This is a genomic window from Kitasatospora sp. NPDC101801, assembly GCF_044766665.1.
GTDB lineage: Bacteria > Actinomycetota > Actinomycetes > Streptomycetales > Streptomycetaceae > Kitasatospora.
In genome coordinates, this window is the sequence record NZ_JBIWML010000001.1 from 731,909 (window position 1) to 743,297 (window position 11,389).

The following is an 11,389-nucleotide window of genomic DNA, read 5'->3' on the forward strand; positions in this document are numbered from 1 at the left end:
CGGCCCACCGATCCGGCGGCGGATCTCCGGGTCTCAGATCTCCGGCGGGCCGCCGACCGGGCTGCCCACGGCGGCCCTGGCCCGGCGGTAGAGCCGCCAGCCCTTGGTCCGCAGCTGCTCCCTGAGCGGTGCCACCGGGGCGCCCTCGCCGTGCGTCCAGCTCCGGAACCGCTCGGCCGGGGTGTCGGCCCGGACCATCAGCCGGGCGATCCGCAGCGGGTCGTCGTTGCCCGAGCTGACGGCGTTCAGCACCGCGCTCGCGGAGCTGAACCCGGCCGCCGAGACCTGCCGGCGGACGACGGCGCTGGAGTAGCCGTGCGGGTAGGCGAAGGAGGTCACCGGGTGGCCGAGCACGTCCTCCAGCTCCTGCCGGCAGCCGACGATCTCGCTCGCCAGCAGGCGGCCCGGCAGGGTGTCCAGCTGCGGGTGGGTCCGGGTGTGCGCGCCGATCTCCACGCCGCAGGCGTCCAGCGTGGTCAGCTGACGCCAGCTCAGCATCGGGGCCGGCGGCAGCAGGCTGCCGGCCGCCACCCCGCCCGGCGGGTGGATCGCGCCGGTGGTGACGAACAGCGTGGCGGGCAGGCCGCGTTCGGTCAGCAGCTGGGCGACCGTCCAGTAGAAGTCGGCGAAGCCGTCGTCGAAGGTGAGCACCGCCGCGTCGGCGGGCAGCGCCGGGCCGCCGCGGAGCGCCGCCACCAGGCGGTGCAGCGGGACGACGGTGCGGCCGGCGTCGGCGATCCGGTCCAGCTGCTCGGCGAAGGTGCGCGGGGTGACGGTGAACGGTGCGATCCAGGGCGGCGGGTCGTCCGACACCGAGTGGTACAGGAACACCGGGACGACGGTCATGGTGCACCCTCCGGGTCCTCGGCCCGGCGCGCCGGGCCGACCAGCCGGCCCAGCGGGCCGGCCCGGCCGAACCGGCCGTTGGCGTAGCCGGTCAACGTGGCGGCCACGCCCAGGGCGAGGGCCGCGAGTTCGCGCGGGCCGCCGCCGCCGGGGCGGACCGCCCTGGCCATCCCGCGCGGCACCGTGCTGCGCAGGTAGCGGCGTTCGCTGGCCAGCGCCGGGCCCTTGCCGGTGTGCCGGGCCACCACCGCCTTGGAGAGGCCCTCGGCGTAGCAACGGGCCCGGAAGTAGGTCCAGTTGGTCCGCCCCTCGGGGACCCGGTGGCTGACCCCGGCGGCCGGTTCGTAGCGCAGTTCGGCCTCCGGCCGGCCGGCCGCCAGCCGGATGCACAGCTCGGTCTCCTCGCAGCCGAGCGGCCGGTTGCCGATCCGGCCGAGGTCGGGGCGGAAACCGCCGGCCGCCACCAGTTCGGCCCGCCGGAAGGACATGTTGGCGCCGATGAAGTTCCGCACCCGGGCGGCCTGTTCGGGCATGCCCCGGTAGGAGCAGCCGACCACCCAGTCGAACTCGGGCGGGAACCAGGCCGGCCGGCCGGTCTCCCAGCGCGGCCGGACCAGGCCGCCGACGCCCAGCACCCGGGGGTCCAGGTACCCGGCGAGCAGCCGCTCGGTCCAGTCCGGGTCGGCGGTGGCGTCGTCGTCCAGGAAGGCGACCACGTCGCCCCTGGCCAGCGCCACCCCGGTGTTCCGGGCGCCGGAGAGGCCGGCCTGCTCCCGGTTCGCCACCACCCGTACGCCGGCCAGCACCCCGGCCGCGCGGACGGCCAGTTCGGGGCAGTGGTCGACCACCAGCAGCAGCTCGTCGGCGGGAGTGTGCTGGCTCTGCAGCGAGCCGACGGCGGCGACCAGGTCGGGCCAGCGGGCCATCGTGTACGAGCAGACCACCACGCTCAGGGTGAGCCGATGCCCCGTCAGCTGCGTTCCGGCCCCCGGGCGGACCGGGTCGAGTCGGTCGGTCATCTCACTCGCTTCCCTTCGTCGTCCGGGGGCTCGTGTCCCGGGGGAGCCAGCGCGGCAGCGTGAGCAGCAGCGGCAGGGCCAGCAGGCTCTCCGCGATCAGCCAGGCCAGGCCGACGCCGGTCAGGCCGTACAGCGGGATCAGCCAGACGGTCAGCACCAGCACCAGCAGCAGCAGGGTGGCCTGCAGGCCCATCACCCAGCCCATCGCCCGGCGGGCCCGGCAGACGTCGATGGCGACACCGAGCACCAGGTTGGGCAGTGCGGAGAGGGCGAGCAGGCGCAGCAGGGTGGTGCCGTTCGCGGCGTAGTCCGGGCCGAAGGCGGCCAGCACCCAGGGGGCGGCCACCACCAGCAGCAGGACTCCGGTACCGACCAGCAGTCCGGCGTGCCGGAGTACCCGGCGCCCGTGCTCGGCCAGCCGTTCGGGGGCGTGGGCGGCCTCGACGATCAGCGAGCTGCCCATGTTGAGGGTGGCCAGGTAGCAGGTGTAGGCGATCACCCAGGCCAGCGAGAAGTAGGCGTTCTGGTCGGCGCCGAGCCGTCCGAGCACCAGCAGTGGCATCAGGCTGTAGGCGGCGGTCCGCAGCAGCGCGCCGACGTAGTCCGCGGCCGCGTAGCGCACCAGCCGGGGCGGTGGCACCCTGTCCCGGTCCGCCTCGGCGTGCGCGGGTACGGCCCGCCCGAACAGGTAGCCGTTGGTGACCACCAGCGAGACCACCAGCGCGGCGCTCCAGGCCAGCAGGATGCCGGAGTCCAGCGCCAACAGGGCGAAGCCGACCAGCAGGACCGCCTTGGCGACCGCGAACAGCGTGTTCTCGCCGAGCACCCAGCCGGGCCGGCGCAGCCCGGTGAGCGCGCCGTCCTGGAGCACGAACAGGGTGTACCCGGCGCTGGCGGCGACGAAGGCGACGGCCACCGCCGGGTCGCGCAGGAAGTCGAGACCGGGGGCGAGCACCGGGATCAGCAGCAGGAAGGCCACCGCGGCGAGCACGCTGGCCACCGAGCTGACGGCGTAGCAGCGCAGCAGCAGCCGCCGGGTGTGCGGCCCGGCGGTGGGGACGAACCGCATCAGCACGTCGCCCAGGTTGAACTGGCCGACCCCGGAGAGCAGCGCGGCGGCGGACAGCGCGGCGTAGCTGCGGCCGACCGTCTCCGGGCTGTACCAGGCGGTGGCGAGCAGCCAGAAGAACGCGCCGAGGGCTGCGCTGAGCAGCGAACTGGCGGTCAGCACATGGCCGTTGTGCAACAGCGGCTCGGACGGGACGGCGGCCCTGAGCCGGGCCCGGAGCAGGGCCGGGTAGGAGCACTGGCAGGGCAGCGGCAGCGGGCAGCCGCAGTCGGCGGTGCCGGACCCGGAGAGGGCGGTGGCCATCGCACTCACTCCGCTCTGGCCTGGTGCAGCGAACGGAGGTAGCCGACCGGCCCGTACAGCATCCCGCGCAGCTCCAACGCGGCCATCCGGGTGGACCGTTGGCCGCTCGGGGTGGTGCGGCTCCGGGCCTGTGCGGCGGCCTGCCGCACCCCGCGCGGGATCCGGCGCAGCAGCGCGGGCAGCAGCCGGGGTTCGGCGGCCACCGCGGCGGCCAGGTAGGCGCCCAGGCCGGCGCCGTAGCCGTAGAGCTGGGCGGGCAGCGCGTCCGGGGTCCGGCGGTGCCGGTGCCAGACGATCGCGTCCGGCTGGTAGCTGAGCACGTGCCCGCTGGTGACGATCCGGAAGAAGGCCAGCAGGTCGTCGCCGCCGTGCGCGGGGGTGCCGACACCGGTGGCGGGGTCGAAGCCGCCGATCGCGCGCAGCAGCCCGGTCCGGAACGCCATGTTGGCGCCGGAGCCGAACCGCCCTGCGGTGAACGGGAACAGCGGGTCACCGGACGGCTGGTCGAGCGACCAGCGCCGGGCGGCGAACCCCTTGTCGTAGCCGCCGTGCTGCTGGAGCGCGGCCTGCGCGGCGGTCTCCAGCTCGGCGGGCAGGATCAGACCGGTGACGCAGCCGGCGTCCGGGTCCTCGGCGAAGGCCGTGGTCAGGGCGGTCAGCCAGTCCCGGTCGACCAGCGTGTCGTCGTCGGTGAAGGCGATCAACTCGCCCCGGGCGGCGGCCAGTCCGAGGTTGTGGGCCCGGGCCAGGCCCGCCACCGGCTCGCGCAGGTAGCGGACCCGGTCGGCGTACCGCTCGCGGATCAGGGTCTTCGCGTCGTCCCCGGCCGGGGCGTTGTCGACGACCAGCACCTCGTACTGCGGGCTGTCGATCCGCAGGACGGAGTCCAGGCACTGGCGGAGCAGCTCGGGCCGGTTGTGGGTGGCGATCACGACGCTGATCCTCGGCGGTTCCGCGGACGACCGGGCGCCGCCGGCCCGACTTCGGGGCGCCCGGACCGTCGCGGTGGTCAACTGGTGTGCGGTGATGCGGATCTCGCTGAAAGCGGCTTCGACCAGCGCCCGGCGCAGACCGACCGGATCGTCGGCGCTGCCGGTGGCGGAGACCAGTCCGAGCGGGTGTCCGTGCAGCCGCACCAACGCCAACACGCGGCCGTCCGGAGTGGCCGGCCCGGTGCCCCCGGGCGAGCGCAGCTCACCGGGTTCGGCCAGGTCCAGTTCGACCACGTGGACGGGGGTGTAGAGCGAGTCCCGGGCGGCGGGGCAGGGGCAGGCCGTTGCGGCGCGCCGGTCGACGCCGTTCATCACCGCTCCCCCGAGGCGTGGCCGGCCGTTCCGCTGCCGCCAGGGCGTTCGGCGAGCAGCGTCCGTAGCACCCGGCGGCCGTCCGAGACGGCGTGCAGGTGCGAACGGCCACTGCGGCGGGGAAGTTCGAGGCTCGGCACCTCGGCGATCCGCAGGCCGGACCGCAGCGCGTGCGCGATCATCTCGGCCTCGATCTCGAACCCGGCCGAGCGCAGGTCGAGTTGGTCCAGGAAGTCCCGGCGGAAGGCGCAGAATCCGTAGCAGAGGTCGGTCAGTCTGGTCCGGTAGAGCCGGTTGACCACGGTCAGCAGCGCCAGGTTGCCGAGCGCCCTGATCCGGGTCAGGTCCAGTGAGCCGCCGCCGGCGATGCACCGGGAGCCCTTCACGAAGTCGTAGCCGTGGTCCAGGAAGTGCAGGTAGTGCGGGATCTCGCCGGGCCACATCGAGCCGTCGGCGTCCATCATCACCACGTACTCGCCCTCGGCGGCGGCGAAGCCGGTCCGCAGCGCGTTGCCCTTGCCGGGGGCGCTCTGCTGGACCTTGCGGACGGTGGGCAGGCAGTGCTCGGCCATCGCCACGGTGGCGTCGGTGGAGGAGCCGTCGACCAGGATGACCTCGTCGACGCAGTTCGGGATCTGCTCGAACACCCAGGGGATGTTGCGGGCCTCGTTCTGGGCCGGGACGACCAGGCTGACCGAGTGCCTGGTCCTGGTCCGGTCGTCGACCCGGCGCATCGGCCGGTCGGCGGGCGGTCGGTCGGAGGCTCGTCGCCCGGGCCGGCCGTCGTCACGGGTCGGGTACGGGAGGACGTTGGGGGGCAGCGTGATGCTCATCGCGAAACGGCCTTCTCCGAGGCTGCGGGCACACGGGCCCCCCACCGGCGTGACCCGGGAGACGGGGCGGACCGGCCGCGCTGGGCGCGGGGCGGGCCCCGGTTCTGGAATGAGAACGACGTGCGGCACGGCGGGCTGGTACGGACTCCCCCGAACCCCTCCGAAGTGCGCCGGTCGGTCTCGGGCGGCTGTGCGCCGACTGTCACGGGCAACTGGCGAATGAACTGGTGCCAGGGCCTCATCGTCCGCCCGGAGACTGCCCCCTGTCAACCCTTGTGTCCGCTTTGTGAATGCCGCGGACCGGACCCTCCGGCTACGGCCTGCGGCGCTCCTCGGCGATCCGCCGGGAGATCTCGTCCGGCCGGACCGGGCGGCCGAAGTGCCAGCCCTGCGCCCAGTCGCACCCCATCTGCCGCAGCCGCTCGGCGTCCGCGCCGCTCTCCACGCCTTCGGCGGTCACGGTCAGGCCGAGGGTGTGCGCCAGCGAGACCAGTCCGCTGACGATCCGCCAGCCGGTGTGCGCGTCCTTGGCCGGGTCGTGCAGGTCGCCGACGAAGGAGCCGGCGATCTTCAGGCAGGAGACCGGCAGGTCACGCAGGTAGGCCAGGTTGGACCAGCCGGTCCCGAAGTCGTCCACCGCCAGCGAGACGCCGAGGTCGCGCACCCCGTGCAGGGCCTTCAGCGCCTCGTCCTCGGGGCCCACCACGGTGGACTCGGTGATCTCCAACTGGAGCTTGCCGGGCGGCAGTCCGGTCATCCGCAGGATCCGCTCGACGTCGGTGACCAACCCGGCGTTGCGGGCCTGCCGGACCGCCAGGTTGACGTTGATCTGCGGCGCGTCCGGGCCGAACTCCCGTACCCAGTCGGTGGCCTGGCGGCAGGCCTGCTCCAGCACCCAGCGGCCGAGCGGCATGATCAGGCCGGTCTCCTCGGCCACCCCGATGAACTCGTCGGGCCCGAGCACCCCGAGCTGCGGGTGCCGCCAGCGCACCAGCGCCTCGACCGCGACCAGCGAGCCGTCGGCCAGCGAGCAGAGCGGCTGGTAGTCGATGAAGAACTCGCCCCGGTCCAGCGCGGCGGGCATCCGCACGGAGACCGCGTACCGGCTGACCGCGCGGGCGTTCTCCTTCGGGTCGAACAGCGTCCAGCGGCCGCGGCCGGCCTCCTTGGCCCGGTACAGCGTGAGGTCGGCGGCCCGGACCGCGGCGCCCGGGGTGGTGGTGGCCACCCGGCGCTCCAGCACGCCGACGCTGGCGCCGACCGCCAGCGAGTGGTCGCCCACCTGGACCGGCCTGGCCAGTGCGGCCAGCACCGTCTTGGCGGCCGCCACCGCCTCCTGCTCGCCCCGGCAGTCCTCCAGCAGCACCACGAACTCGTCGCCGCCGAGCCGGGCCACCAGGTGGCCGAGCGGGGTCAGGGCGGTCTCCAGCCGCTGCCCGACGGCGGCCAGCAGCTGGTCGCCGGTGTCGTGCCCGAGGCTGTCGTTGACCACCTTGAAGCCGTCCAGGTCCACGTAGCAGAGGCCGAACCTGGCCCCCGGCTCCGGCTCCTCGAACAGCTTCTCCAGCCGCTCGAAGAAGGCCACCCGGTTCGGCAGCCCGGTCAGCGGGTCGTGGGTGGCCTGGTGCCGCAGCCGCTCCTGCAGCCGGTACCGGTCGGTGATGTCCTCCAGCATGGCCACCTGGTAGAGCGGCACGCCCTCGTCGTCCCGGATCAGCGAGACGGTCAGGTGGGTCCAGACCACCTCGCCGTCCTGCCGGTAGTACGGCTTGTCGAACTGGAAGTACTCCCGGCGCCCGGCGATCAGGTCCTCGTACGCCTCCCAGACCCCCGGGGTGTCCTCGGGGTGCACCAGCTCGTCCACCCGGCGGCCCGTCATGTCCGTCGAGCCGATGCCGAAGATCTCGCCGAGCGCCCGGTTGACCGAGATGATCTTGCCGTCGGTGTCGCCGATGCCGATACCGATCGCGGCGCTCTCGAACAGTGCCCGGAACTTGTTCTCCGACTCCCGGAGCGCCTTCTCCACCTCGCGCCGGGCGGTGTCGGCGGCCAGCCGGATCGCCTCCTGCTCGCGCAGCGTGCGCTCCCGCAGCGCCTCCGCCCAGCCGGCCGCGAAGGCGCCGCAGAGCGCCGGGCCCCGGCCGTCGCCGACCGGGCCGAGCTGCAGCAGCTCGACCGCCCTGGCCAGCACCGCCGGGTCGGTGAAGTGCGCCTCCACCAGCTGGGCGCCGGCCTGCCCGGCCAGCTCCGGCCGGAACGGCTCCTCGTGCTGGGCCCGGTGCAGCAGCACGGCCGTCCGGGACACCAGGCGGCTCAGGATGCCCGGGTGCACGGCCATGCCGTGGCCGCTCCGGAGCAGCCGCTCCCACTCCTGGTGGAACCAGGTGGGGGCGTCCACCCGGCCCGCCCCGTCCGACCCCGTGGTCACGGCAGCAGTCCGACGCCCGCCAGGCCGGTCATCCGCTCCGGGTGCGGACCGACCGACGCCGGGTCCTCGGGGCGCCACTCGGGCAGGAAGACCAGGCCGGGCTCGAGCAGCTCGAAGCCGTCGAAGAACGGGGTGATCGCCTCGCGGTTGCGCATCGTGATCGGGGTCGGGGTGCGCTTGTACAGGTCCTGGTGGGCCCCGGCCTGGTCCGGCCGGCCCTCCAGCGAGGCGTGGCAGACCACCAGCGCGCTGCCCGGCGGCAGCGCGTCCCGGAGCGTCCGCACCAGCCCGTACGGGTCGTCCTCGTCGGAGATGAAGTGCAGCACCGAGACCATCAGCAGGGCGACCGGCTCCCCGGCCGCCAGCAGGTCCACCACCTCGGGGCGGGACAGCAGGTCGTCGAGCTTGCGCAGGTCGGCCTCGACCACCACGCTCTGCGGGTCGTCCTTGAGCAGCAGGCGGCTGTGCGCGACCGCGATCGGGTCGTGGTCCACGTAGACCACCCGGCTGTCCGGCCGGATCGCCCGGGCGATCTCGTGCACCGGCCCGAAGGTCGGGATGCCGGAACCGATGTCCAGGAAACGGGTGACGCCCTGTTCGGCCAGGTGCTGCACGGCCCGGCGCAGGAAGGCCCGGTTGGCGCGCATGATCTCGGGGAGCTCGGGCCAGAACTCCATCGCCTTCCGGGCCATCACCCGGTCGACCTCGAAGTTGTGCGAGCCGCCGAGGTAGTAGTCGTACACCCGGGCCGCGTTCGGCTTCTCGGTGTCGGTACCGTCGGGGACCCAGTTCGCTTGCTGCATGACGGCATCCCTACCGGACGTGGAGTGGACTACAAAGCATGAGGATCTTCCTATCATCGCCTCTCCCCTGCAAGCAGTGAAACAGGGGAGGCCGGTGTGACGGAAGGGGCACGTTCCCGAGCAGGCGCCGTTCCGGGCCCGCCGGACGAGAATGGGACCCGTCATGGCCGGACCCATCGAGGACTACGCGCTCCTCGGAGATCTCCAGACCGCCGCCCTGCTCGGCCGGGACGGATCGGTCGACTGGCTCTGCCTGCCCCGCTTCGACTCGCCCAGCTGCTTCGCCGGACTGCTGGGCGACGACCGGCACGGCGCCTGGCGGCTGGCCCCCGTCACCGGCGGCCGGTGCACCGAGCGCCGCTACCGGCCCGCCAGCCTGGTGCTGGAGTCGCTCTGGCGGACCCCCGCCGGCACCGTCCGGGTCACCGACTTCATGCCCCGGCGGGAGCGCCTGCCCCGCCTGGTGCGGATCGTCGAGGGGGTCGAGGGCGCCGTCCGGGTCCGGAGCACCCTGCGGCTGCGGTTCAACCACGGCCGGATCGAGCCCTGGGTGCGCCGGACCGACCACCACCGGATCGCGGTGGCCGGGCCCGACTCCGCCTGGCTCCGGGTGCCGCCCGGCGTGCACACCTGGGGCGAGGACGGCGCGACCGTCTCCGAGTTCACCGTGCACCCGGGCGAACAGGTCCCGTTCGTGCTCACCTGGCAGCCCTCGCACCGCACCGACACCCCCCGGGTGGACCCGGCCGAGCTGCTGGGGCGCACCCTGGCCGGCTGGCAGTCCTGGGCCGACGGCCTGCGCTACCAGGGCCCGTACCGCGAGCAGGTGCTGCGCTCGCTGATCACCCTCAAGGCGCTCACCTACGACCCGACCGGCGGCATCGTGGCCGCCCCGACCGCCTCGCTGCCCGAGCATCCGGGCGGCGAGCGCAACTGGGACTACCGGTTCTGCTGGCTGCGGGACTCCAGCATGACGCTGGCGGCCCTGCTGCGCGGCGGCTTCCGGGACGAGGCGGCGGCCTGGCGGAAGTGGCTGCTGCGGGCGATCGCGGGCGACCCCGGCGACCTCCAGGCGGTGTACGGGGTGGCCGGCGAACGCACCCTGCCGGAGACCGAGGCGGACTGGCTGCCCGGCTACCTGGACTCCACCCCGGTCCGGTTCGGCAACGCGGCCGTCCGGCAGCTCCAACTCGACGTCTACGGCGAGGTGCTGGACACCCTGGAGCTCGCCTACCGGGCCGGCATCCCGATGGAGCGCAAAGTCTGGGGGCTGCTCCGCAGCCTGATGGACTTCCTCACCCTGCACTGGCGCGAGCCGGACGAGGGCCTGTGGGAAGTCCGGGGCGAACGGCGGCAGTTCGTGCACTCCAAGGTGATGGTCTGGGTGGCCGCCGACCGCGCCGTCCGGCTGGCCGAGGCCACCGGGCTGCCCGCGCCGGTGCGGCAGTGGCGCACCCTGCGGGACACCGTGCACACCGAGGTCTGCGAGCACGGCTACCACGCCCGCCGCGGGATCTTCGTCCAGTCGTACGGCGCCGAGGAGTTGGACGCCGCCACGCTGTTCATCGCCAAGTCCGGCTTCCTGCCGCCCGACGACCCCCGGGTGGTGCGCACCGTGGACGCGGTCCGGACCGGGCTGGACCAGGGCGGCTTCGTCCGCCGCTACCGGGCCGCCCCCGGCACCGACGGGCTGCCCGGCTCCGAAGGGGCCTTCCTGGCCTGCTCGTTCTGGCTGGCCGACGCGCTCGCGCTGACCGGGCGGCGGGCCGAGGCCAGGGAGCTGTTCGAGCGCTCACTGGCGGTGGCCAACGACCTGGGCCTGCTGGCCGAGGAGTACGACCCGGCCGCCGGCCGCCAACTCGGCAACGCCCCGCAGGCGTTCACTCACGTCGCACTGGTGAACACCGCGTTCGGCCTGGCCGACGCCGAAGCGGCCGACCCCACCGGCGTGGGATCGGCCGCCGTTCACTGAACCGCCGTCAGCTGGTGGCGGTGCAGCTCAGGGTCGGGGCACCGTTGCCGCCCGAGTAGGTGGCACCGAAGCCGAAGCCGGTGCTGCCACCGGCCGCGACCGCGCCGTTGTAGCCGGCGTTGGCGACCGAGACCGCCGCACCGCTCTGGGTGACGCTGCCGTTCCACAGGTTGGTGACCTGCTGGTTGCCGCCCCAGGTCCAGGTGACCTTCCAGGACTTGGTGGCCACGGTGCCGGTGTTGGTCACCGTGACGTCGGCGTTGAAGCCGGCGCCCCAGTCGCTGCTCACCTTGTAGGTCGCGGTGCACCCGGCATTGCCGCCGCCGCCACCGGCCAGGGTGGTGACGCTCAGCGCGGCGGAGGCCGCCGAGACGTTGCCGGCCGCGTCGCGGGCCTTCACCGTGTAGCTGTACGCCGTCGCGGCGGTCAGACCGCTGTCCGCGTACGAGGTGGTGGTCGAGGTACCGACCTGCACACCGTTGCGGAAGACCTGGTACCCCGTCACACCGACGTTGTCGGTCGACGCGGCCCAACTCACCGTCGCACCCGAGGCGGTGACCCCGCTCGCGGCCAGCCCGGCCGGAACGGACGGGGCCACGGTGTCACCGGTGCCCGCCGAGGTGGTGACGCTCAGCGCGGCGGAGGCCGCCGAGACGTTGCCGGCCGCGTCGCGGGCCTTCACCGTGTAGCTGTACGCCGTCGCGGCGGTCAGGCCACTGTCCGCGTACGAGGTGGTGGTCGAGGTACCGACCTGCACACCGTTGCGGAAGACCTGGTACCCCGTCACACCGACGTTGTCGGTCGACGCGGCC

Annotated in this window: 9 protein-coding genes; 1 reads left to right on the plus strand and 8 read right to left on the minus strand. The window is 73.9% G+C overall.

Annotated features, from left to right (window positions below; genetic code table 11):
* Window positions 1-33 precede the first annotated feature (33 nt).
* The 7 genes from ACIRPK_RS03190 to ACIRPK_RS03220 form a co-directional block, all read right to left on the minus strand.
* Complete coding sequence (locus ACIRPK_RS03190; RefSeq protein WP_403032137.1) at window positions 34-846, minus strand: polysaccharide deacetylase family protein; 813 nt, start codon at window positions 844-846, stop codon at window positions 34-36.
* Complete coding sequence (locus ACIRPK_RS03195; protein WP_403032139.1) at window positions 843-1,865, minus strand: glycosyltransferase family 2 protein; 1,023 nt, start codon at window positions 1,863-1,865, stop codon at window positions 843-845. The genes ACIRPK_RS03190 and ACIRPK_RS03195 overlap by 4 nt, the downstream gene beginning before the upstream one ends.
* A gap of 1 nt (window position 1,866) precedes the next feature.
* Window positions 1,867-3,237, minus strand: a complete 1,371-nt coding sequence (locus tag ACIRPK_RS03200) for a lipopolysaccharide biosynthesis protein (RefSeq protein ID WP_403032142.1) — start codon at window positions 3,235-3,237, stop codon at window positions 1,867-1,869.
* A gap of 5 nt (window positions 3,238-3,242) precedes the next feature.
* Window positions 3,243-4,541: a glycosyltransferase family 2 protein gene (locus ACIRPK_RS03205; RefSeq protein ID WP_403032145.1), complete on the minus strand. Its 1,299-nt coding sequence runs from the start codon at window positions 4,539-4,541 to the stop codon at window positions 3,243-3,245.
* Window positions 4,541-5,374 (minus strand): glycosyltransferase family 2 protein, encoded by an 834-nt coding sequence (locus ACIRPK_RS03210; protein ID WP_403032148.1) that lies wholly within the window; start codon window positions 5,372-5,374, stop codon window positions 4,541-4,543. Before ACIRPK_RS03210 ends, ACIRPK_RS03205 begins: the two co-directional genes overlap by 1 nt.
* A 313-nt stretch (window positions 5,375-5,687) precedes the next feature.
* Window positions 5,688-7,802 (minus strand): putative bifunctional diguanylate cyclase/phosphodiesterase, encoded by a 2,115-nt coding sequence (locus ACIRPK_RS03215; RefSeq protein ID WP_403032150.1) that lies wholly within the window; start codon window positions 7,800-7,802, stop codon window positions 5,688-5,690.
* Window positions 7,799-8,605, minus strand: coding sequence for an SAM-dependent methyltransferase (locus ACIRPK_RS03220; RefSeq protein ID WP_403032153.1), 807 nt, complete (start codon window positions 8,603-8,605; stop codon window positions 7,799-7,801). Before ACIRPK_RS03220 ends, ACIRPK_RS03215 begins: the two co-directional genes overlap by 4 nt.
* Before the next feature lie 151 nt (window positions 8,606-8,756).
* Here ACIRPK_RS03220 and ACIRPK_RS03225 point away from each other — a divergent pair, with 151 nt between their 5' ends.
* Window positions 8,757-10,577: a glycoside hydrolase family 15 protein gene (locus ACIRPK_RS03225; RefSeq protein ID WP_403032155.1), complete on the plus strand. Its 1,821-nt coding sequence runs from the start codon at window positions 8,757-8,759 to the stop codon at window positions 10,575-10,577.
* A 7-nt stretch (window positions 10,578-10,584) separates the two neighbouring features.
* On the opposite strand, the gene ACIRPK_RS03230 is transcribed toward ACIRPK_RS03225, so the two are convergent.
* Window positions 10,585-11,389 (minus strand): cellulose binding domain-containing protein (locus ACIRPK_RS03230; protein WP_403032158.1); only part of this gene is annotated, 805 nt, incomplete at its 5' end.

Bases quoted from the DNA above. Each gene is read 5' to 3' on its own strand.
- ACIRPK_RS03190 (WP_403032137.1), bottom strand. From the start codon at position 846: ATGACCGTCGTCCCGGTGTTCCTGTACCACTCGGTGTCGGACGACCCG.
- ACIRPK_RS03195 (WP_403032139.1), bottom strand. From the start codon at position 1,865: ATGACCGACCGACTCGACCCGGTCCGCCCGGGGGCCGGAACGCAGCTG.
- ACIRPK_RS03200 (WP_403032142.1), bottom strand. From the start codon at position 3,237: ATGGCCACCGCCCTCTCCGGGTCCGGCACCGCCGACTGCGGCTGCCCG.
- ACIRPK_RS03205 (WP_403032145.1), bottom strand. From the start codon at position 4,541: ATGAACGGCGTCGACCGGCGCGCCGCAACGGCCTGCCCCTGCCCCGCC.
- ACIRPK_RS03210 (WP_403032148.1), bottom strand. From the start codon at position 5,374: ATGAGCATCACGCTGCCCCCCAACGTCCTCCCGTACCCGACCCGTGAC.
- ACIRPK_RS03220 (WP_403032153.1), bottom strand. From the start codon at position 8,605: ATGCAGCAAGCGAACTGGGTCCCCGACGGTACCGACACCGAGAAGCCG.
- ACIRPK_RS03225 (WP_403032155.1), top strand. From the start codon at position 8,757: ATGGGACCCGTCATGGCCGGACCCATCGAGGACTACGCGCTCCTCGGA.